Origin of the sequence: Hyphomicrobium sp. 2TAF46 (genome assembly GCF_052114865.1) — a bacterium.
GTDB lineage: Bacteria > Pseudomonadota > Alphaproteobacteria > Rhizobiales > Hyphomicrobiaceae > Hyphomicrobium_B.
Genome location: NZ_JBFRFO010000001.1, coordinates 203,095 through 225,346 on the forward strand (window position 1 = coordinate 203,095; position 22,252 = coordinate 225,346).

15 protein-coding genes and 1 pseudogene are annotated in these 22,252 nt (G+C 55.6%); 10 read left to right on the forward strand and 6 right to left on the reverse strand.

From position 1 onward, the window contains the following. Position 1 precedes the first annotated feature (1 nt). The gene (locus AB4Z24_RS00945; protein ID WP_441705178.1) at positions 2–1,192 is read right to left on the reverse strand and encodes a capsule biosynthesis protein; all 1,191 of its coding nucleotides are present in this window, start codon (positions 1,190–1,192) and stop codon (positions 2–4) included. A 190-nt stretch (positions 1,193–1,382) separates the two neighbouring features. Here AB4Z24_RS00945 and AB4Z24_RS00950 point away from each other — a divergent pair, with 190 nt between their 5' ends. Further along, positions 1,383–1,808 carry a hypothetical protein gene (locus tag AB4Z24_RS00950; RefSeq protein ID WP_441705180.1) on the forward strand — a complete coding sequence of 142 codons (426 nt, stop codon included), beginning with the start codon at positions 1,383–1,385 and terminating at the stop codon, positions 1,806–1,808. A 98-nt stretch (positions 1,809–1,906) separates the two neighbouring features. Further along, positions 1,907–2,638: an ABC transporter permease gene (locus AB4Z24_RS00955; protein WP_441705182.1), complete on the forward strand. Its 732-nt coding sequence runs from the start codon at positions 1,907–1,909 to the stop codon at positions 2,636–2,638. An 11-nt stretch (positions 2,639–2,649) separates the two neighbouring features. Here AB4Z24_RS00955 and AB4Z24_RS00960 read toward each other — a convergent pair whose 3' ends face one another. After that, entirely contained in the window at positions 2,650–3,843 is a 1,194-nt protein-coding gene (locus AB4Z24_RS00960; RefSeq protein ID WP_441705184.1) for a capsule biosynthesis protein, read from the reverse strand. Between the two features lie 156 nt (positions 3,844–3,999). Here AB4Z24_RS00960 and AB4Z24_RS00965 point away from each other — a divergent pair, with 156 nt between their 5' ends. Then, positions 4,000–4,794 carry an SDR family NAD(P)-dependent oxidoreductase gene (locus AB4Z24_RS00965; RefSeq protein WP_441705185.1) on the forward strand — a complete coding sequence of 265 codons (795 nt, stop codon included), beginning with the start codon at positions 4,000–4,002 and terminating at the stop codon, positions 4,792–4,794. After that, positions 4,794–5,930, forward strand: coding sequence for a hypothetical protein (locus AB4Z24_RS00970; RefSeq protein WP_441705186.1), 1,137 nt, complete (start codon positions 4,794–4,796; stop codon positions 5,928–5,930). Before AB4Z24_RS00965 ends, AB4Z24_RS00970 begins: the two co-directional genes overlap by 1 nt. Here AB4Z24_RS00970 and AB4Z24_RS00975 read toward each other — a convergent pair whose 3' ends face one another. Beyond that, on the reverse strand, positions 5,931–7,277 hold the full coding sequence (locus AB4Z24_RS00975) for a glycosyltransferase family 4 protein (RefSeq protein WP_441705188.1): 1,347 nt from the start codon (positions 7,275–7,277) through the stop codon (positions 5,931–5,933). Positions 7,278–7,464: 187 nt separating this feature from the next. Between AB4Z24_RS00975 and AB4Z24_RS00980 the strand changes: the two are divergent. The 3 genes and pseudogenes from AB4Z24_RS00980 to AB4Z24_RS00990 form a co-directional block, all read left to right on the forward strand. Then, positions 7,465–7,713 (forward strand): annotated as a pseudogene (locus AB4Z24_RS00980) (hypothetical protein); the annotation flags it as partial. 150 nt (positions 7,714–7,863) lie between these two features. Further along, on the forward strand, positions 7,864–9,837 hold the full coding sequence (locus AB4Z24_RS00985) for a glycosyltransferase family 4 protein (protein WP_441706038.1): 1,974 nt from the start codon (positions 7,864–7,866) through the stop codon (positions 9,835–9,837). Next, positions 9,837–10,862, forward strand: coding sequence for a hypothetical protein (locus tag AB4Z24_RS00990; protein ID WP_441705190.1), 1,026 nt, complete (start codon positions 9,837–9,839; stop codon positions 10,860–10,862). Before AB4Z24_RS00985 ends, AB4Z24_RS00990 begins: the two co-directional genes overlap by 1 nt. Positions 10,863–10,877: 15 nt before the next feature. Here the strand turns inward: AB4Z24_RS00990 and AB4Z24_RS00995 are convergent, their stop codons facing one another. Beyond that, positions 10,878–11,750, reverse strand: a complete 873-nt coding sequence (locus AB4Z24_RS00995) for a class I SAM-dependent methyltransferase (RefSeq protein ID WP_441705191.1) — start codon at positions 11,748–11,750, stop codon at positions 10,878–10,880. A 165-nt stretch (positions 11,751–11,915) separates the two neighbouring features. Beyond that, entirely contained in the window at positions 11,916–17,132 is a 5,217-nt protein-coding gene (locus AB4Z24_RS01000; protein ID WP_441705193.1) for a glycosyltransferase, read from the reverse strand. 266 nt (positions 17,133–17,398) lie between these two features. On the opposite strand from AB4Z24_RS01000, the gene AB4Z24_RS01005 reads away from it, so the two are divergent. From AB4Z24_RS01005 to AB4Z24_RS01015, 3 genes are all read left to right on the forward strand, one after another. Continuing rightward, complete coding sequence (locus tag AB4Z24_RS01005; protein ID WP_441705194.1) at positions 17,399–18,610, forward strand: hypothetical protein; 1,212 nt, start codon at positions 17,399–17,401, stop codon at positions 18,608–18,610. A 279-nt stretch (positions 18,611–18,889) separates the two neighbouring features. Then, positions 18,890–19,849, forward strand: a complete 960-nt coding sequence (locus AB4Z24_RS01010; RefSeq protein WP_441705196.1) for a class I SAM-dependent methyltransferase — start codon at positions 18,890–18,892, stop codon at positions 19,847–19,849. A 37-nt stretch (positions 19,850–19,886) separates the two neighbouring features. Continuing rightward, complete coding sequence (locus tag AB4Z24_RS01015) at positions 19,887–20,906, forward strand: class I SAM-dependent methyltransferase (protein WP_441705198.1); 1,020 nt, start codon at positions 19,887–19,889, stop codon at positions 20,904–20,906. 18 nt (positions 20,907–20,924) lie between these two features. Here the strand turns inward: AB4Z24_RS01015 and AB4Z24_RS01020 are convergent, their stop codons facing one another. Then, positions 20,925–22,178: an aminotransferase class I/II-fold pyridoxal phosphate-dependent enzyme gene (locus tag AB4Z24_RS01020; RefSeq protein WP_441705200.1), complete on the reverse strand. Its 1,254-nt coding sequence runs from the start codon at positions 22,176–22,178 to the stop codon at positions 20,925–20,927. Between the last annotated feature and the right edge of the window lie 74 nt (positions 22,179–22,252).

Here is a 22,252-nt window from a genome sequence, read left to right on the forward strand (position 1 = left end):
ACTATCTTTCGGCGTGCGCCAGCACTTCGAGCACAAGCCTGCGGCCAATCGCATAGAAGAGACTGCAAAGTGCAAACACGCCTATGAGTTGCAGAAATCGCCGGGGATAGAACGGATAGTCGGGAGCCGTTGGAGCACTGATATTCTCGAGAAAAATCTGCTGCCGGGATGCCTCGATACGCGCCATTTCCAACGCGGACTGAGCCGATGCAAATGTGCGTTCGGAAAATTCCCGATTGAGCGTGAGCATTTCATATTCGGCGAGGAGCGGCGCAAGAGACTGGTCGGAACCGGCAAGCAACCGTCGCTCTTGCGCAATCTGATCGTTGATCGCCGCTATACGACGCTGAAGAGACGTTGCCTGCGGGCTGTCCGGGGAGGAACTCGTCAACTCTGCAAGTTCGGCCTTCGTTTTCGCAATACCGAGCGAAAGCTGGGTAATGGTATCGAGAGCCGACGCGGAAATCTTTCCGGGATCGATCAGCCGGTTCTTCTTGCGAAATTCGGTTATCTTGTTGACGGCATCTTGCGCGTTGAGCCGGCTATCTTCGACCGTTCGCTGAGCGGTCGCGACGGCATCCCCTTGAGCTCTTGCACTGATGTGATTGACGAGCGTCTCGGCCGAGCGCAGGAGAACTTCCGCTATTATTTTTGCGTCGTCGGGGCGAAACGCTTGCACGCGAAGAGTGCTAATACCCGTCGTCTGATCATAGTCGATCGTTAGGAATTGATTGAAGTGCTTCCACAGATGCTCTTGCGACTGCTTGAAAAGGAAACTCGGATAGCGCCACAGGAAATCCGCCTCAGGGCGATTTAATCGCTCAAGCAAGTCAGCTTGCGATACGAGCGCCTGAAGAGCATCTCGCGAACGCATGTACGCGTGAACAATGTAAGCGTCGTTCGTCATCCCGGCGCCGCCGACCTCCTGCATGAGTCCACTTAGGGACGACGTGCCGAGGCTGGGATTGCGGACAATGAACTTGGATTCCGATTCATATCGATCAGCCGCGATCGCGAATAAATAGACCGCAGCGAGTGCAGTTGGAGCGCCAACGAATATGAGGAACCAGCGCCAAGCCGCCACGAAATAAAGAAACGGATTTTTGCGTTCAATTACGGATGCACGAGGGCCGGCCCCAACCGGCACAAGTTCGACCGTCTCGAGTTCGAGCGCAGACCTTTTCAACTGCAAGGACTGCCCTCCATTAGTAGAATGCCCTCAAAAATCCAAGCTGCAGCCATCAGGCTACCGAACGCGATATCGCATATAAATTCAATAGAAGTAATTGATGAGGCAGCCGGGCTTTGACCTCTTATGGCCACTCGGTAATATATAAGGGCATTACGTTGCTGGGAAATCAAAGTACGCTGTGAGGGGGACGATGCGCAAAACGGAACGGTTCCTTCTGGCGACAGGTATATTATTTTCGGCGCTTGCCGGATGTTCAGCCAATTTGGCGACGCCAACAGCACCCAATGGCGGTCTCAGCCTCTCATCCAGTGGCTCGGAAGCCACACAGGCGAACGATAGCAATCCGTTGGCCGTCGCTGGCGTTGGAAACGGGACCACGACGAACGCACCCTCCTCGTCGGCACAGCGGCAGATGGTCACCGGATTCAAGCACGCGACAGTGATCCTTTATGGATCGCCAACCAGCAATGACGGGGAACGCGTGCCGGCTGACTCTCTATCGGTGCCCTTCAGGCCGAGCGCCCAGTCGGACAGCGGAGCGCGCATTCAAATCATGACTGTCGATGGACCGCGTTGGATTGCAAAATCTGATCTTACTTTCGGCTCGGGCACCTGAACTGAAAGCAATGAGCCATCCAATGCTGAATGCGGGTTTGTTGAATGGCTGGTGAGTCTCAACGTGGCCTGAAGACACAGATTCGATGTATCGGCGCCTTGATAATTCGCGACGTCATGAGCCATTACGGCCGCGCGAATATTGGCTTCCTTTGGATCGTCCTCGAGCCTCTGATCCTGGCCGCCGGCGTCATGACGATCTGGCATACTTTAAAGCCCTCCTTCGAGCATGGCGTGCCGATTTTGCGCATGGCCTTCACCTGCTATCTACCTTTGACGTTGTGGCGCCACCTAACGAACTCGTGCCTCGGTCTTCTCTCTCACAGCTATGGCCTGCTCTACCATCGGCGCATCACGCTCGTTGACATCGTCATCTCCAGGCTTGCGCTCGAGGCTATGGGCACCACTACCGCCCTCGTGTTCGCATACTTAGTTCTTGCGGCAGCCGACCTCATCGAGCTCCCGGCCGATCCAAGTTGGGCGGTGGCAGGATGGATATCCATGATTGTCCTGGCCGGCGGGATGGGGTTCATCCTCACGATTCTGAGCGAATATTCCGAAGCGACACAAAGATTTGTGCAACCGATGCAGTACCTGATGCTGCCGCTCTCCGGAGCATTCTTTATGGTCGACTGGCTTCCGACTTCCTCGCAATCGATCGCGCTGCTAAATCCGACTGTGCATTGCTATGAAATGTTTCGCGCTGGCGTGCTCGGCGATGCCGTCGTGACGCACTTTACGCCGTGGTACCCGGCACTCTGCGGCCTCGTGCTGTTCGCTATTGGCCTTTACGGACTGGATTCGTTGCGAAGTAAGCTCCACGCGAATTGAGCCCACACTGCTCAGTCATGTTGGGATTCCACGACATGCTCTTTGAATCCCGAAACCACCAGCCACAGCACTAGAACCATTACGATATTGAGCCCAGCGACCGTGGCTATATTTTTTAGCCGCGTAGGCGCCATTGAGCTATCAGGTGCAGTTGGCTCGACAATGCGCTCCAGGTAAAGCTGCTGCCTCCTGGCATTCTGTTGAGCCGTCTCGAGAGATCGCCGCACATATGTAAGACTCTCTTTGGCGAATTGTTGATCCAGGAGCAATCGCTCGTAACGCGCCAGTTGATCGGCTATCCCATCTTTTGGATCGGAGATCTTCTGCCGTTCCGCCGAAATTTGAGACTGCAGAGCCTCTGCCCGAAGCCGAAGGCCTGGCAACTGAGGGTTGATACCGGCGCCTTTTGCGATTTCCCGGATCTGAGCCTCCAGTTGCGCGCGCTCCGCTTCCAGCCTCGCGATAACCTCAACCACGACGATTGCCGAACCGGATGCATCGATCATCAATTCTTTGTTGCGAAACTGCGTAATCGCAATCTGTGCCGACACCATCCGCTCTTCCGCGCGGCGAACCTCTTGCTCTGCAAGACGCACGGCATCTTCCTGCATCCGAACATTCATCCGATTGACCACGTCTTCCGCAAGCGAGAGCAGCGCAAGGCTGACATCTTTCGCATCTTCGGGGGCAAACGCGTGGACGTTCAATGTCACTATTCCAGTAGTGGTGCCATATCGGGTCGTGATCATCCAATTCAGGTACTTGTAAAATTCTTCCTTGCTATCGTTGAAAAAGATCGACGGAAATCGCGCGATAAAGTCAGCGCTTTGTGGTCCGTAAATTTTCCGAACCGGCAAACGTTCTGCGAGGCTGTCGGCCGCGCTGCGCGACGATAAGAAAGCCTGCACCGAGTAGACGTCATCCTCTACCCTTCCGATGCCGCTCATTTGCAGGAGTGCGCCGAAACCTGATGACCCGGCGGGCTTTTCCGATGTCCGCAAGACAAATTGCGATTCAGAGACGTATTGGTCGGTGGCAACTAAGCCATAATAGACGATCGCCAAGATCGACGGCAGCAACCAAAGACAGAGGCGCGCATACTTCGACAAAGCCCCGCGCTCAGTTTCGGACTGTTTGCGAAATGAAGCGGCTCGAGCGCCATCCGCCCCCCTTTTAATCGTCTCGGCTCTGTCGGCTGCCGTCATTGATTTGGCTTGGTCCTTCTCATGTTCGAACTGTCATACGCAGTCAGTTCTATATACGTCCTATTTTCAGAACCCTGCGGCGACTTCCCGGTTGACCGCTTCCTGCGTATAGCCTTTTTATTTCCGTTTCTCACCGAAATCCCGTGAAGGTGCAAATTGCAACAACACACGGCATTCCGCCATGCCGTAATCACCGGAGCCAGCAGCGGGCTCGGTGCCGCGTTGGCCATAAGACTTGCGCATAACGGAGGCAATCTCACACTTTTTGGACGCGACAAGGCCCGCCTCGAGCAAGTGGCCGCTGACTGTACGCAGCGAGGCGCAAGGGTACACACGGTCATCTGCGACGTCAGCGATGCTGCCGGAATGAAGAAAGCTCTCCTCCAGGCAGACGATATGACGCCCGTCGACCTGATTGCCGCGAATGCCGGATTAGGCGGGCGCGATGTCCTCGCAGGACCGAATGGCGAATCTACTGAACTGGCCCGCAATATTTGCAACGTAAATATCCACGGGGTCTTCAATACAATTATCCCATTGATGGATTCCCTCATAAAGCGAAGGAATGGCCATATCGTCATCATCAGCTCGATTATGGCATTTCAGGGCCTCCCCGAAGCGCCCGTCTACTCGGCGTCTAAGGCCGCGGCCCGCATTTATGGGCAGGGAATCCGCAGGATGTTAAAGCCTCACAACGTTCACGTCATGGTCGCATGTCCCGGGTTCATAGACACGCCAATGAGCGCTAGCCTTGCCTATCCGAAACCGTTTTCGATGAGCGCCCAAGACGCAGCAGAACGCATTGTTCAAGCACTAGAGCGGCAAAAATCCGAAATCGTATTCCCCTGGCAGCTCAATTTTTTGCTGCGGTTAGTCAATAATATGCCCGCGAATTGTGCAGATCGAATTCTGGCAGTGATGAAATCATTGGCTATCAGGAGATCCCATTGATGGCCGAATCTATTTCCGTGAAGGAAGTCACAACGAAGAGAGATCTCCGTGCCTGGCTTAAAGTGCCCTATACTGTGTTTAAGAACGATCCGTTCTGGGTGGCAATGCCAGACATTCTGGAACGCGAACAGATCTCGCGCAAACACAATCCCTTTTTCACATCCGGCGAAGGCGCATTTTTTGTCGCGTATCGGGGAAGCGAGCCCGTCGGCCGTATCTCGGCACAAATCAATCACCGGTACCTGGCGCAACACCACGATGAGACCGGGCACTTCGGATTTTTTGATTGCATCGACGATAAGAAAGTTGCTGAGGCATTGGTTGGCGCGGCGAAGGACTGGCTTCGCGATCGCGGAATGAAGCGCATGACGGGCCCGTTTTGCCTCAGCATAAACGAGGAATGCGGTCTCCTCGTCAGTGGTTTTGAAACAACGCCCTCGATTTTGACGAGACATAGCCGTCCGTGGATCGGGCCGCTTTTGGAAACGTGCGGTCTAAACAAGTCGATGGACCTGTTCGCCTATCGCACGAGTCCAGCCGCTTCGGTCCCGCAGATCGATCGTCTCGCACGATTGGCCCGTGAAACCAGTCGCATCACGATTCGCCAATTCGATATGGCGCGTTATGCACATGACGTCAGAATAGTCTTCGACATCTTCAATGATGCGTGGCGTGACAACTGGGGCTTCGTGCCGTTCTCCGACGCCGAAATCAAGGCGATGATCACCCAAACCCGGCCAATAATGCGCGGGAAATTTGGCCGTATCATCGAAGTTGACGGCATCCCGTCGGCGATGATGGTTGCCTTGCCGGATCTCAATCGATCCATCGCTCCGTTCAAGGGGCGGCTTTTGCCCTTCAACTGGCTGAAGCTCATCCACGCGGTTTGGTCCGATCGCTGGAAATCCGCGAGAATACCGCTTCTGGGCATTCGTCAGAACTTGCGCCGAACGGCATTGGCCCCGGCTATTCTTTCGCTCCTCGTTTCGGAATTCATGCAACTTGGCCGGGATTACGATCTCGATTGGGTGGAGTTCTCTTGGATTCTCGAAACCAATGAGCCCATGGTCAAGCTCGCGGAGCTTGCAGCTGGACCGCCAAGCAAAGTGTTCAGAATCTATGAAGTGCCGGTCTGATTACCCGGTGACTTTATCGTACACGGACCGCAATCGACGTTGATACTTCTCCAAGGAGAAGTCGGACGCTCGCTTCAGACCGCGCGCCGCAAGTTCTTCGCGGTAGTCCCTATCCACATCGAGCCGCTGAATGGCCTGCGCCATCGCGTCCACGTCAAACGGATCCACCAAGCATCCGGCGTCACCCGCAATTTCCGGCAGCGACGTGACATTCGATGACATGGTCGGCGTGCCAACCGTCATCGCTTCAAGCACCGGAAGGCCGAAGCCTTCATAGAGGGAAGGGAAAAGTAGCGCCCGCGCGCCTCGCATCACCGAGACGAGATCGCCGTATGGAACATACGACAGGCGTCGTACGCGTCGCTTCGGCACGATGTGCTTTCCAGCAACCGTGTAGGATAGAAAGCGCTCGTCAGCGATTTTCTCGAGCTCCTTCTCGTACATCCATCCTAGGCCTCCGGCGATAATCAGCGGCCTCTGCACGCCCGAAGCTGCATAAGCATCAACGAGTCTTGCGATATTCTTCTTCGGCTCGATAGCTCCAACGAACAAAAAATAATCTTTGAAATCGAGCCCGTATTTGGCCGCGAGCATATCCGAGACGGCGGCGTCCGATTGTTCAGTCACGTCCTTGGGCAGAATGACAGGCTGATAGGTATTGGTGATCCTATCAGGCGAGATTCCCGTAAGCTGAATAATATCTTGGCGAGAAAATTCCGAAACAGTCACGATATGATCGGCGGTTCGAACGATCTCGCGCAACATCCCCAAATAATATTTCTTGTCGTCGGCTGTTGCGGACGGAAGCCGAAGCGGAATGATATCATGGATCGTATTAATGTTCGCGGCGCCTGAAATATGGATTGGCGCGGCTCGCGTAACATGAAACACATCGGGAGGCTGATCTACGCGGAGACGTAACCGCGTCCCGTGGCGCATGAAATGCAGCCTCTCGACGTCCAGCAGAAATGGTACTCCATAAATGCGACGGAAGCCGTCAAAGGACGCATTCGGTCGCGCCACCACCCCGTCGATGCTTTTCAAGACACCGGCTTTGACGCCAAGCGGCGCGCCAAATAACCGGCGCAGCTCCATCTGGCCTTTGTGAATGAGATTCAGGTTTCGAGGTCCATCGAACACGGTGATCTCCGCCATCACCGCATCGCTCTCATCAATGGCGCGGTTCGTACTGACGAGAAGGTCTGTTTGATATCCAAGCGCGCGCGCTGCACTTCCCAACGTCCGCGAGTACGTCGCTATTCCAGTCCCTGCCGAAAGCGCTAGATTATAGCCTTCAAGAAGGAGACGACGGGTTTTGTTATCTTGCCCGTCCCCTGAAAGTGGCATACGAATCAGTTGCATGAGGGACGAAAAGCTTTTCCAATCTCTGAAATAAATAGGTGGCAGGCGCGGACGGCAGGTACACCTGTCTTATAGATGCTCAACCGCCCGCGGTCACTTCAATGATTGCCGATAGCCCGATTTTTGTCAGGCGACTTCCTCGAATACGAAAGAATGAAGCGAGAGTTTCCGAATGCACTGGGTAGCCGCCAAATTTCTCAGACGACTATCATTACGACCAAATTGGCTTCTCAAATATTCGGCCACTAAGTCTGTCGCTTCGGCTGACCGCGCGCGAGATAACCTGCGCTGGCAGGAAGCAACCGCACATTATAGACGGGCCCTGGATTGTGACCCGGTCCTATCGCCCATCTGGATTCAATATGGACATGCCCTCAAGGAGTCTGGTCATGTCGCAAACGCCGAAGCCGCCTACCGTCAAGCCTTGGCGTTAGGATTGGATGATTGTGACGCCCACCTGCAGCTGGGTCATGCTTTGAAGCTGCAAGGAAGGCATGAGGAAGCTGCCCGGGAATATTACTGCGCGCTCTTACGCGATCCCTCTAACCCCACCCCCGCTCGAGAACTGCGAATGCTCGGTTGGCGACGCGAAAAGCTGCGCTCGGCATTGAAAGTTCCGGCATTTGAAGACACCGGCTCGGCGGGCAGAATACGCTCCGAATGGCCGACAATTATTTTCGACATTACGGACATCGCCTACTACGTTGTCAACTCGCGCTGGCCAACCGGCATACAGCGCATTCAACTCGCCGTCCTATCCGCCCTCATAGCTCAGCCGCCCGAGAAGCTGAATATTCTGTTTTCTGCATTTTCGCGCGCCTCCAATTACTGGACTCCTATAGCGAACGAAGTTGTCAAAGACCTCGTGGCGATGACCGCCGCCGATGGCCGAGACGACGACCCCGAGTGGAAACATCTCGTTGGGCGAATTGAAGCGCAGATTTTTATCGGACCCGACCTAGAGGTCCCGCAGGGAGCCCGGCTGGTCAATCTCGGATCGTCATGGGCGATGCCCAACTACTTCCTGGCTGTTCGACGCGCCAAGCTGGAATGCAATCTGATTTACGTTCCCTTCATCCACGATTGCATTCCGATCATCGCGCCGCAGTATTTCGTCAGCGAGCTTGGCTACGATTTTCGAGAATGGCTGCGTGGCGTCTTCGATCACGCAGACGGAATTCTGACGAGTTCAAATTCGACCGCCAAGGATCTCGACTCGATTGCCATAAAATTCGGCTACAAACCGCCAAACGCGTCGCGGATTCGCTTGGACGGCAAGTTTGAGCCGATCCGCCCTGAAAAAAAGCAGACGAAAGAAGTGATTTTAAACCGATACGGAGTTGAAGAGTCCAATTTCATCCTATTCGTATCGACGATCGAACCTCGAAAAAATCACAAGCTTGTCTTTCAGACTTGGCTTGATCTCATTCACGAACGCGGCATCGAGAATGTGCCGACGCTGGTTTGCGTCGGCGGTCGCGGCTGGAAGAACGAGTCGGCATTGGACCTTCTGAATTCCAATCCGGATCTGCAGAAGAAGATCAAATTGTTCTCGAACGTCTCAGACACAGAGCTCGACGTGCTTTACAGCACGTGCTTGTTCACACTCTATCCGAGCCGCTATGAAGGCTGGGGACTTCCGGTGACCGAATCTCTTGTCAAAGGGAAGGTGCCGCTCGTCTCGAGAATATCATCGTTGCCCGAGGCCGGCCTCGACTTCGCGGAATACTTTGACCTGTCAGCTGAGAACGACTTCCGCGAAAAACTCGAAGTGCTTCTGAACGACCGAAATCACCTATCGCGGAAAGAGAAGCACATCATTCGCGAATTCCGGCCGCGCCCCTGGATCGACATCGCACACGAAATCATCGGCAAGTCATTAGGTGTCGAGCGACAAAACCACACCTCCTCGATCTATCACGACGCTACGTTCTATTCGTTTTCTTGGAAAAATCGCCGTGGGTTGCTCCCACACGCTCCATCGGCCGAGCGCTTCCGCGCTGGAACCGGCTGGGCTGAACCCGACGAAAAAGGATGCTGGATCACGGACGAAGGCATGACCGAGTTGGTGTTTACGCAAGCCAGCATTCGATATCCGGAAAGATTGCATCTTTACCTCCTAGCATACGGCGGCGCTCCGGCCTCGCCGGCTGAGAAAAATACTGAGAGCCTCTGTGACGATGACGGCCGCCTGCATCGACTGAATATCCAAATAGGAAAGCGCCTTCTCTCTTATCAGGTTGAGGCCGAGCGCGAACGTTGGATTCTCGTCCCGATTGAGGTGGAAGACATCGCTGATAAGGAGGTTCGCCTCCAACTGGACGTGTTGCCAACAGGCGGAAGGCGAAACGCGTTTGCCGTAGGGATCAAGTCCACCTACCTGTGCGAGGCAGGCGACACAGCCGCGCGGCTCAACTTCGTAGAAGGCATAGCGCTCGGTGCGCCCGACGAGCTAGCCAATCCCCACCCGATCGCAAGCGAGAAGACGTCTCGCCCAGTAGCTGCCGAATTGGCTTTGGCAGCTCCGCACGACGGCCGTGACTGATGATCACCGAGAAGGATGCGCTGGTTATTGGACCGCCCGGTGGACTGACGTTCTGGGCGTTCGAGGTCCTGCGGGCTCTTGCAAAGAAAAACCTCGAGGGCCCCGTTGATGTAGTGACTGTTGGCGTCGCCCAACCCGTCCCCGCACCGGTTGAGCACACCGCCGGCCGGCTATTGCTCACCAACTATCCGGGTGTCGAATTTATAGAGGCAATAGAGCGAATAAATGTGCCGGTTCTCTACCTGTCCGAAGAGCCAAGCCGCGTCGTCAACTACCTGAAAGAAAAAACCAACCGGACGAATATCGAAGCCGTAAGAGTTTGCTCGGCGTCGTATTCGGCAAATTTGGCGTTACGAAAAGGCCGGAAGGTCGCCGTCCTTGATCGTGATATGGATGTAAATCTGCCGGACCTACTTCGCGCAATCTGCGCACATCTCAATCTGAATATTGAAGCATCGGAAATTCTCTCCTACGCCGCGCATCTAACGCCGAAGGAGATGGCTGAAGGCACGTTGGGCGCGGCAGTCAGGAAATTCGAGGGGGTAGCAGACCGCCCCGCAAGCATCGACGAACTCGCCGAAATTCTGATACCGTCAGTCCTGGATCCACTCGCTGCTCTAACAACTCGCCATGAGGTCACCGCCGTAGTCTGGCCAAGGAATGCATTCTATTCCGCGGAACGTCCGACAGAAATGGCGCCATCGAGTATTGATCTCATGGGGCCTGCGCGCATGCTTGTTCACGGCCCCTACCTGCACCTGCCGCCCGGACAGTATCGCGCCGAAATTCTGGTGGACCTTTTCGAAACCGAGCGAGACTCTTCGTTTCGCCTCGAACTTCATGCCGGCGAGGTGTGTCTAAAGCGCGTGCGCTTCGCGTCGCCGGCGGCTGGCAGGTTCGCGGCCGCATTCGAATTCCTGCATCCTCACGCCGGCCCAGAACTTCAGGCTCAAATCATCACAGAGCGGGGCGCGCTTGACGGAAAGCTATCTCTTTTGCAGATCTCTTTCTTGCCACAACTTTGAGCCCCTCACCCACCCTCAAAGAGGCTTCACCGCATAAAACGAATGGGAGCCGTACATGCCCGTGCTGGTGTCCATCAGCACTTCCCTCAGTTTCAGTCCCGCGGCATCGATGCACTTCAGAACTTCGGGCATGGGCAGCAAGTGCATATCTAAGACTTCGGTTGCACTCTTGAGATAACTTGCGATGGAAAACTTATAATTGGGCGTGTGCGTTGGAACCTGAAAATAGGCGGCGCCTCCGGGCCGGATTTTGGAAAGCAACGTCGTAAGAAAATATCTAATGACCGGCGGAGGATTGTGCTGAAGAACGATGATTGAATAGAACATATCGTATTCAGGCAAAGCTTCGATTTCGACCGGGGTTCTTATGACCCGAACGTCCACATTGTGCTTTCCGCTCTCCAACAGATATTTCCTACAAAGCGCGGAATTACCTTCAGAGACATCAACACCGATGACCTTGTTGAATTGATCGGCGAGATGGCGCGTAACGCGCCCAACGCCGCTGCCGAGCTCCAGGCAAACTCCGGTCGGAACTGTCATTTGGCAGCGCGCAGCGGCACGCTGCAGCATTTGCAAAGACTGCTCGCCCGTTCTTTCAAACTCCGCTTTGTTTTCTCGAAATTTCGACAGTCGATATCGATCGTTCGTCAAGACGGACCAATACGGCTCGACATCACCCAACTTTTGCCATTGGCGGCAAATTCTGTCGAACAGTGCACGCAGCTCATCTTCCGTTGCATCGACCGCAACGTTCTGTGCAGCGGCCGCCTGCCCTATTCTAAGCGTGGCAATGAAATTCTTATGCGAAGCTTGGAATTCCTCGGACGATAAGAAATGCTGAAGAATATCGACGGGATCGTGAAGAGCTGCGGCTTTCGCCGTCAAGACTTCTTCGCTTTCAGGTTCTCTCCCCAAAAGAGCGACGTAGGCCGCCCTCACGAGTTCTTTTGTGTCCACGATGCGTTTCCAACGTCTCATTGTATTTCAGGTTTACAGCGAAAAGCCGCCCCTCCGACCGTGCGAAAATCCATAAAACACGGCGTCCAGCGGTTATTGGGAAAGCAATCGGGCGCCCAATGAAGAAAGCACCGCAAGTTTCTTTGCACCCCCATCGAGAATTCTGCACTGGCTGACAAAAACGCCAAGAGCTCTCTGATCCGTCGAGCCTAGCGCTTCGGAAGGCTGAAACGACCGGTCAATTTCGATATCAATTGTCCAAGCCGACGCCTCTTCCACGAGCGACCGAGGAATAACGCCTCCTATCACCGCCACCCGCCCATTGTGCCGAGTTTGACGTGCGATCTCGACATCATTGATGCGAAGCGAAAGCTCGCGCCGTTTTTCTCCGACCAACGCGCCCGCTCCTATCCCAGCCATCACTTCGATGACCAAGTCCCGCTCGGAAAGCGCCTCCGGGCGCAGAAGGAACGACCCTCGCACACCATTCGTCCAACGACCCTTTACCTCGGCGTCATGCCAAGTCTCGGATGAAAGAAATGGACCGGCGTTCCGTTGAAATCGAACACTAACTTTTCTTCCGAATGCTAGGGTGTCACCGATTTCATAGTTGGCCGCCGCGATATCGCTGTTGCACACCCGGCCAGGAACGACGGACAGGCTTCGAACCAGAACGCCCAGGACCCTATCATCCTTTGACTCGCCCGCACGCGCTGGCACGAATGTCCGATCCGTGGACAATTGTATCCTTAGGGATTTTGAACCCTCCGCAAGCTGCTCCGACGGAATGCGCGCGCGAATAGCCTCGAAATTCGCGTGGGTGCGCGTTTGCCGGACGATCTCGCTGCCATTGATCTCGACGGCAAGCGACGGCCCACCTGTGGCGTCGATAAGTTCGCCCGGAACGGCCGCGACGATTTCGATCTCCGCCTCTGGCGAAACGTCGTCCTGCAGCCGTAGGTCGAAGCAGCCGCTTTCGCCAAGCGTCCAGCGACCTTGCGGCTCAGGCAGGTGCCAAGTCGACGGCAGAATGAATGAAGCCTCTGTCGGGACAGCGTCGCTGAGTTCAATGGTCCGACCGAAAGGATATAGCCGGGCTTTCGGCTCAGCTGCCACACCATCAATACTGCGAAGCCTGATCCCGAATATCCCGAGTGTAAATTCCTCTTCATCGCTGCCGACCCCAAGCAAGTTGGGCGACCGCATGTCCATTCGCAAAACGTCCAAGATCAATGGCCGAGCCGAAACCATGAGCTTTTCGGGAATCCGGATCGTCGTCCAATGAAGGTTGCTGTCCGCCGCCTCGAGGCGACCAACGACCTCGCCGCCTTCCGCGACGATGACAGCCGACACGGGCATATCGGAACTCGCAACGGCACGGAAACGGACATCGAGATCAATGTCTCCGGATCTGCCGCGATGAATTTCCAACTTCAGTTTGGAATCGGCTCCGGGGTTCCGGGCACCCCAAGCGGAATCGGTCTTGACGTGAGGACCCAGCACACGTCGCGCGACCTCGGGCAAGCGAAGATCAAGCTCATCGCCCACGTCCACCGAATTCAAAACGTCATCCGGGCCGGCTGCATATCGCATGACCGCAAACGGGTGACTCGCGTCAAGGAGCGCAAACTTCGATAATCCAATACCTACGGGACGGTCGTCTGCACTTTTTGCGACGACCGAACTGATCGGAACCAAGCGCGAGACGTGAAATGAAATGGTGATTTTAAGCTTGTTCCGGACAAGATCCTTGGGAATAGGGACCGAGCAAAGCCTGACGGTAGCGGTGTCGAACTGCAGCGTCGCAACGTGCTTGCCATCGACCTCAACCGCACACGTTACGGGCATCTGATAGCTCGCCAGAGCGCGCGCATGCAGAAGTAGCAATGCATCCGCAGTCAGCGGACTTCTGAGCGACACGACGAGAACCGGCGGAGTCTTTGCGGACCAAACGCCCCACGCTTCCCTGTTAAACCACCCGACCAAGTTGACATCAGGCCTCGCTGGGCTACCAACATCGACGAGAGTGCCGGGGAGGTATCCGTCTTTAACAACAAGTTCGGATAAAGGTGTCGTCAGCTGCTTCGCGAATCCGTCTGCCGCCAAGGACCATGGATAATTTACATACCCCTCCTTGATCTGAGCTTCGCGCAAGTCACGAGCACTCTTGCTCCCGCAATAGAATAGAACCTTTGCGTACCACGCCGCAAAATCCAACGGATCGATCAGATCCGCGAGCTGGCCGCCAACTTCCGGAATGGAAGACGAATTCGACGCAATGCATATCTTTCCACGAGCAAGGCTTTCCGCGACAGGAAGTCCCCATCCCTCGTAGAAAGAGGGATAGGCCGTGAACAAGCAATGCTCGTACAGCCAATTGAGTAGATCGTCCTCGATATTGTCGATGACGTGCACGATTGACGCCGTACGCGGATCTTCCTTGAAGGCACGCGCAACGTCTGTGCCGTTCCAGGCCACACCTCCAACGATCACGAGCTTCGGACATTTCTTTCCGAGCTTTTCAGCGAGACGCGCCCAGACGTTATAAAGCAGGCCGTAATTTTTGCGCGCATGGATGGCGCCGACTGCCAAAACAAATTGCTGCTCTTTCAGGGCCTCGATCAAAGATGATTGGCCATGACCTGCGCTGGTCGATGACAAGACACCAAAGTCATCACCTTCGCGCAAAATTCTGATCGTCGGCAAGAACAGCCCGTTGGCGAAGGCAAAGTCTTCGACGTCCCTTTTCGTGTTTTCCGACACCGCCAGAATATCGCGGGCATTGGCCAAAACGACTTTGAGATTAGCGATGAATTTTGGTGCGTATCCCTCATTGAACCAATGCGGAAATTTGACAGGGACGATGTCGTGGAACGCCACCGTCAGCGCGAGCCCGGCACTGGCGCAAAAGTCGCCCAGGGCATCCGCGTACCGTGAATTCTGCATCCATGCGCTACCGCCCACGAATAGTCGCGTCCCAGCAGTAAATTTCGGGATCTGGAATCCGCGTTTGCCGGCCAGCGCCAGATTTGAACCGACGTCGCAAGACAAAATCGCGTTGTGATCAATGATCACGAACTTTTGCGTCGGATCATGCCAAGCAACAAATGAAACCGTATCCCGTCGCGTTTTGATCAGATGGCTGGCCAACGCCATTTCAAAGCGGGCAATCCCGGTCCAACGTCCCTTATGATTGGCGCTCGTCGTGACGTCGAAAACAATGTGGCCGCTGCTTAGCTCAGCAGCATCATTTTCGTTCGGTGACCTGCGATCGTCAGGTTCCGCCGCCACGCGTTCCTGGAAGGAAGAATGTCCCTTTGCAGCGAAGTCTCGGACGGCTTTCTGGTACACCTGGTGCGTCTGCTCCGCGTATCGCTCCCAGCTGAAGTTCCGAGCAACATAATCCTTCTGCTCTTCACGACGGCTCGCATCGAGCGGAGCTTCATAGGCTTCGAGAATGGTGTCGCGAATTGAGCCAAGATCTGCCGGATCACAATATCGCGCGAGGTCACCGAAATATTCGGGTTCCGAGCTTCGGTTGGAAAGCACCATCGATGCTCCAGCCGCGGCCGCCTCGAGCGCCGCAAGAGGCGCCCCCTCACACCAACTTGGCAATACCGAAACCCTTGCACCGGCAAGTGCAGAAGCGATCAGCGGACTACTGGGATCGATCCGGCCGGTGAAGTGAATGTTGTCCCCAGCCCGCCGATGAATCTTTTCGCCATACTTTTTATCGGAGATCGCGCCGATCAGGACGACTGGAATATTCAGGCCGCTCAAAGCCTGAATGAGCATCAGCTGGTTTTTTCGCGACTCTATCCTGCCAACACAAACGACATAATCTTTGAACCCGAACGCGTCCGCAAATATGCTTGGATCTGCCTGCCCGAAGCGATCGGCATCAACCGGATTGCGAACGATCGTCGATATTTCGACGTCAGCGCCTATTCGTCGGAGAGCACGTTGCTCGTGCTCGCTAAGACAAATGACTTGATCGGCCAACCTGACCATTTCCCTGACATACGCATGATGGCCGGGAGCGGCCTCAGTACTCGTTCGGCCGAGTTCACGAGCATGCTCAAATGCCGCGCGTGCCAAGCCAAGCTCAGCCTCGAGGCGATCAGACTCCCATTCCTGCGCAAAAAGCTGCGGGATGGTTCCCGACCAGAATTCATTCTCTGACTGATCGAGGAAGATCGGAGAGAATACGAACGGCTTGCCCAGCGAATGGCTCCTACGAGCCATTGTCAAAGCGCTTTCGAGCGACCAGACGTTAAATCCATGGACGATGTCGGCTTCGAAAATCGCAGGATCGGGAAAATTGCGAACCTCGGCGAAAACACCACGCCGCCGAAGATAGTCAGCTGTCGCCGGGACCCGCACGGTCGGCCCGCCGAGTGAATGGCGCTCAGACCCGTGCGTAAGAAGAACCACCTTCCCCAAGTCCTCGCGAACGTCGCCGTCCCGCGAAGCGCCGTTCTCTGAAATGTGCAATCGAGGGCGGTGCTCTTTCAGCAGACTTTGAAAGAGCTTGTCATGCCCCTCCGCCCACGCGTCCCACGTACGGTCGAGCACAGCGTGCCGCAAGGCAGCTCGCTCCGAGACGACTTGCTCCAGCACACGACGCAGATCGCCCGCATCGCCATTCTTAAACGCTATATGGGGAAATTCTCCGACCCAGCCGACCGGCGAGGCGATCACGGGTACGCCGCAGGCAAGAGCTTCTACGACGCACATGGGACCACCTTCATAGAAAGCGGGCACCAGAACGTAGTCCATCCCGTTATAGAAATCGCAGAGCTTGTTTCCAGGAACCGGCTCCGCCGGCCCCGGCCACCCATCGCCGGTGAAATGCCATTCGATCCCGGGAATATCCATCACTTGCTGGACAAGCGATTCGCCCTTTCGTCCGGTGTGATAGGTGCGTCCGACGACCCCGATCTTCACCCGCGGGACAAATTGGTCCAAATCCACGCCAGGCGAAATCGAGATGACATTTTCAATGCCCTTATCTCGAATGACGTCCTCATACATTCGAGAATGGCAAACGCAATAATCAACGTCGCGCGCGACAGAAAAGAACTCCGCGGCGGTTTCCTCGTTTTTCTCCAAATGAGCGAAATAGGCCAACTCGATTGGCGAAACTCTTTGCTGCCGGCAGGAATACGTAATGTAATATTGAATGCTCGCACTTGGGTCCGCGGCATCGCGGTGACGAACGTATGGCAGACGTTGCGTCAGTTCCGAAGCCAGCTTTTCTAGAATCCACCCCCGATCCGACGTAACAATATTTACGCTACCAAGCGCCATACTAATCCCCCTGGCGCGGCGATTGGGCACCGGCCGATGATGCAGCGAACCGCTACCCAAAGCCCCCTTGAACCAAGCCACACGGAAGCTAACTCCAATGGGACTACCCCAAAGAAACGCATTTTAAAAGCCAAGAAACAATATCAAGTGGCGGACGAAGCTATTAGAAAATGACTGCCACGAATTGCCAATTCCGAATTGGCCGCCGCCTGGCGATTTCTCTCTGCTGGACCCTGTCTGCATCACGCGGAAGTTGGTAACACGACATGACGACCTTATCCCGCCGCCGTTTCATCATCGGCGCAGCTACAACGGTCGGCGCGCCGGCCATATTGAACAGCGGAAATATTTGCGCTCCAGCCTTCGCTCAGAAAACAAGCGATGAGTTAATTCGCCCACCCTCTCCGCTGATCAAACGCGTCGTCCGATCGCCCACGAATACCTACTTCACGTATCCCCATTCCAACGGCTTCCTGCCCGACGGCCGCGCCGTTCTGGCTTCGACGCCGAAAACCGGCCCGGGGCTCGACTTCATCGCCTTCGACCCGCGCACCGGCGGCGTCGAACACCTGGCGTACGTGCGCGACACCCGCATGTACTATAGTATTGCGGAGAACGGCCTGATGCTGGTCAGCCAGAAAGAAGGGGCCGCCGTCGTCGACCTCGGTGTGAAGAATCCTCAACCTCGCACGATCCTGCACGAGCCGAATTGGACCACGTCCGCCGACAACGACATCTCACCCGATGGCAAATGGGCGTTGCTGACGAGGTCCCGCTATCTCGCGCCTCAGAACTACCGTTGCGACATGGTCGAAATTGCCACGGGGCGCATCAAGAACGTCGCCGCGCCGGGCTGGCCGATGGACCATGCGCACTTCTCTCCGTACGATCCCTCGTGGATCGCCTACTGCGCCAACCGCAACGGCCGCGACCCGCAGCGCATGTGGGTCTGGAACGAGGAGCGCGCACCCCGAGGCAGGAATATTTTCCGCCAGCAGCAGCTCAGCGGGAAGTTTTTTCATATCGGCCACGAACGCGCGATGTTTCACAAGCCCGCGATGCTGGTCGTCGCCTACGGCACGAGCAGCGCGATGCCGCGAGGTCTGTATGAAGTCGAGTTCAACGGCAACGTGCGCCTTATAAGCGAGTCAAATGGCGACCTTCACTGCAACATCAGCCGAGATGGCCGCTGGGCGGTTGTCTCGTTGCAAGGCAAATACGATCTGATGGATACTCGCCCCACGCCCGATTGGCTGAATTCAGAGGGAAAATATGGATTCACCGACGTCGCAATTGTGAGCATGAGAACGGGAGCCCGATTTTTCCTATATCGCGGTACGAACTCTGCCAAGGGGCAGCCCTATGAAGCTCAACCAACGATTAGCCCCGACGGCCTTTGGGTACTTTTGAAGGATGCACGCGAGCAATGCGTAATTTTTCTCGAGATCTCGCGTGAAAATCTTATCAAGTCGATTTGAGATGACCCAAGCCAAATCCGAATAGTGTGGCCTTTCGACAGCCTGGATTTTTAAGTTCAACAGTTTGGTCTTTCTTTCGCGACATCAAATCCTCTGTCAAAGCCGAAGCCAAGTTGCGACAGGCTCTGGCGCAAGAAAGACGCTGTACGTTGCGGAGCGAAGCTTCTGATAATAGCCCGCTAGTCTCCCGTTGACGTTCAACAATGCGCGTTCAATTTCTTCCTATTTACTGTATGAACAGTGCCGGTCGAAATCTAATGTTGCGGAGAGATCAAGCGGATGGTGACTAATGATGACATTCGCGGCGCCTACCGGCATCTTCTCGGGCGCGAGCCTGAAAGTGATGAGGTGGTCGAACGACATCTTAAAACTGTCACTGATCTCCATTCCCTTCGGGCACGATTTATCTCCGCGCCGGAATTCTATCAAACAAACGCCCGTGAGCTGCTACGATACTTTTCGATTTGGGAAGCCCGCCGCAAGCACGGCTCAGTTGACTATGATTGTTCGAGCGCCGAACTCGATCGGCTATTTGCCCATATCAAGGACGTATGGAGTAAGTTAGGGGAAGTGGAGCCGCACTTTTCCGTCGTGAGCACTCAGAACTTCAAACCGGAGAATCTCGGGTCAAATATTGAAGCCTTTCATAGATCAGGAAAAGGCGAAATTGACCTGCTGCAATCCGAACTCATGGGTCATGGGCTCAAGACAGCGGGCTACAGCCACTGCGTTGAGCTTGGGTGTGGCGTTGGGCGCGTTACCCGATTTCTTGCCGAAATGTCGGATCGCACCACGGGCTTCGATATCTCAGCGCCTCACTTGAAACTTGCAAGCGAATATCTGGCAGCCGAAGGCGTTCGGAACGCATCGCTAGAACTGATCAAAGACCCCGCAAGCGTTGAGTTTCCGCCGTGCGACCTTTTCTATTCACGGATCGTACTTCAGCACAATCCGCCGCCGGTCATGTTCTTTCTGCTGCGAAAATTTCTTCGCGCGCTCGTCCCGGGCGGAGTTGCCGTGTTTCAGCTTCCCACCTTTATTGACGGCTATACCTTCAAGGTGGATACCTATCTCGATGGAATGGACAAGCTCGACAATCAAGAGCTTCACGCGCTGCCTCAGAAAGCCGTATTCGCCGCCATTGCAGACGCCGACTGCGACGTCCTGAGCACGTATCGTGACAACTCGCTCTCAAAAATCACCCAGATATCGAGCCGCTTCGTTGTCATGAAGCGTTGAAATCCGGTATGAACGACGGTGACGAAGCGGAGCGCAAATGCCCTACAATCGAGCCATTCCCGGCCAGGTCTCCGAGCATCAACTCAAAGCCATCGAAGCCGTCGCCACGCTCGTGCCGAAGAACGGTAAGGTCGTGGAAGTGGGATCGCTCTTCGGCTGCTCGAGCTGGGCATGGGCCAAAAGTGTCGATCCCTCGGCCACCGTCTATTGCATCGACCCCTGGGAAAAGAATGAAGGCGTCCGCGCGATGGAAGCGCGTCTCGGCATCAAGTACGGCATAGAGCAATTCAAAATCCATACGGCCGACTGCCCGAACATCCGCCCGCTGCAGGGGTATTCACCCATCCAGTTCGAAGACTGGTCCGATCCCATCGACGTCTATTACGAAGACGCCGTGCACACAAATCCCATACTGGCCCAGAACCTCGCGTTCTGGTCGAAGAAGATCAAGCCGGCAGGAATCTTGTGCGGCGACGATTATCGCCCGCGCTTTCCCGATGTCATGAACGGCGCGCAGACGCTCGCCAAGCAGTTCGGCCGCGAGTTGATCCGGGTCGATTTCTTCTGGTGTCTACTGCCAAGCGAAGGGCTGCTGCCGGGAGCGGACGCCGTCGCCGCCCGCTTGCGCGCTCTCGGCGCCGAGCACGATGCTTCCAAGCGCAAGCGCGGGGCGGCCTTCTACATCGGCCCGCGCAAGCCGCTCGAGCCCGTGATGGTCGGCACAGGTCCCGTCGTCGATTGCCGCGTCTCGAACGAGAGCTTAGACGCTTGGCCCGGCGGTCCGAACGGATACGTCTCGGCAGGTATCAGAATCACGACGGAAGCTCAGCCGGAAAGGGTCATCTGCGAAACCCGTCTTGCATTGGCGGTCGAACGGCTCGCGCCGGACCTTCCGGTCGATTTCGAAATGGCGTTTCCGACAGCGACGCTTCCCGAGGGCAAATATCGCGCGGTATTCGATGTCGTAAACCCGGACGGAACATGGGCGACGGCGCCGGCGGTCGGAAAAACGTCCGGTGTTCCATTCTCTATCCAACCGCGCAGCGGATCGCGATAGAGTTGGAGGACACTGGCGCTAGCACGCGACGGGTTCGTTCGTCTTTCGACTTTCCTGGAGCGGAGGCTGATGTCCGCGCGACGGAAAAACTTTGATAGCATTCAGCACCCCGTCCAACTGATCTTTCTCGTGCTTTGCTGTAATGAAAAAGCGAAGGCGCGGCCCATCTCGCGGCACAGCGATCTGCACGATCGGCGACACATAGTACCCGGCATCAAGGGCAGCGCCGGCAGCCTTCATGGTTGTGGGAACATCGTCGAAAAATATCGGGACGACCGCTATGCCAAGGCTATTGCCCAGGTTCAATCCGGCAGCACGCGCAGATGCCGCGAAGTACTCGGAATTTTCGCGCAACCGAACCAATCGCGTCGACTCTTCTTGCAGTATCGAAAGAGCTGCAAGAGCCGCGGCCGCGCTCGAAGGCGAAAGCCCGACACTATAAACAAATCCAGGCAACGTATAGCGAAGCCATTCGACAACGCTGCGTTTACCGGCGATGAAGCCTCCGCAGGAAACGAATGCCTTTGAAAGCGTGCCGATGATCAGATCAATTTCCGAGGGATCAATGCCATAATGTTCAGTGATTCCGCGTCCAGATGATCCGAGAACTCCTATGGAGTGGGCTTCATCTATCATCAGCCAAACTTGATGACGGCGGCAGATCTCGATCAGCGAAGGGAGATCGGGAATATCTCCATCCATGCTGTAGAGCCCTTCAACGACGACAAGCGCTCTGTTGTATTTCGAACGTTCGCGCGCGAGCTGATCCCGCAGATGATCAAGATCGTTATGGCGAAACGAAAGAACGTCGGCGCGCGACAGCTCGGCTCCCACCATGATGCTATTGTGGCAAGCCTCGTCGACGAAAATGATATCGCCCTTTGTCAGGAGATGCGAAACCAAGGTGACGTTTGCGCCGTAACCGCTTACGAGCGCAAGAGTGTCTTCGACCCCCAAGAACCCCGCGAATTCGCGCTCCAATGTTCGATGCAGCCGGAGTTCCCCGCCGACCAGACGAGATGCTCCGGTGCCAGGGCCCATCGTGTCGATGGCAGTCTTCGCCGCTTCCCGGACCCGCGGATTTTCCGCCAATCCCAAATAGTCGTAGTGCGCGAAACTTACGACCTCGGTGCTGCCTGATCCTGCACTCGCGCTCACCCACTCTTCGCTCGGCCGGCAATACGGGAACTGATCTTTGACGACTGACGTCCCAGACAAAACAAACCTGCGCCTGGCGTACTGAGCAAGAGAAGCGCGTTCGTTATTGCTCATCGCATCCCTCGGCAGGGACTGAAAGACTGAGGCCGTGCGAATTGAACGTAGTCATGAATCTAACCGCTTGGAGC

Excerpts from the sequence above, each read along its gene's own strand:
- AB4Z24_RS00975 (WP_441705188.1), bottom strand. The coding sequence starts at position 7,277 with ATGCCACTTTCAGGGGACGGGCAAGATAACAAAACCCGTCGTCTCCTT.
- AB4Z24_RS01010 (WP_441705196.1), top strand. The coding sequence starts at position 18,890 with ATGGTGACTAATGATGACATTCGCGGCGCCTACCGGCATCTTCTCGGG.
- AB4Z24_RS00990 (WP_441705190.1), top strand. The coding sequence starts at position 9,837 with ATGATCACCGAGAAGGATGCGCTGGTTATTGGACCGCCCGGTGGACTG.
- AB4Z24_RS00985 (WP_441706038.1), top strand. The coding sequence starts at position 7,864 with ATGCTCGGTTGGCGACGCGAAAAGCTGCGCTCGGCATTGAAAGTTCCG.
- AB4Z24_RS00970 (WP_441705186.1), top strand. The coding sequence starts at position 4,794 with ATGGCCGAATCTATTTCCGTGAAGGAAGTCACAACGAAGAGAGATCTC.
- AB4Z24_RS01000 (WP_441705193.1), bottom strand. The coding sequence starts at position 17,132 with ATGGCGCTTGGTAGCGTAAATATTGTTACGTCGGATCGGGGGTGGATT.
- AB4Z24_RS00950 (WP_441705180.1), top strand. The coding sequence starts at position 1,383 with ATGCGCAAAACGGAACGGTTCCTTCTGGCGACAGGTATATTATTTTCG.
- AB4Z24_RS00960 (WP_441705184.1), bottom strand. The coding sequence starts at position 3,843 with ATGACGGCAGCCGACAGAGCCGAGACGATTAAAAGGGGGGCGGATGGC.
- AB4Z24_RS01005 (WP_441705194.1), top strand. The coding sequence starts at position 17,399 with ATGACGACCTTATCCCGCCGCCGTTTCATCATCGGCGCAGCTACAACG.
- AB4Z24_RS01015 (WP_441705198.1), top strand. The coding sequence starts at position 19,887 with ATGCCCTACAATCGAGCCATTCCCGGCCAGGTCTCCGAGCATCAACTC.
- AB4Z24_RS01020 (WP_441705200.1), bottom strand. The coding sequence starts at position 22,178 with ATGAGCAATAACGAACGCGCTTCTCTTGCTCAGTACGCCAGGCGCAGG.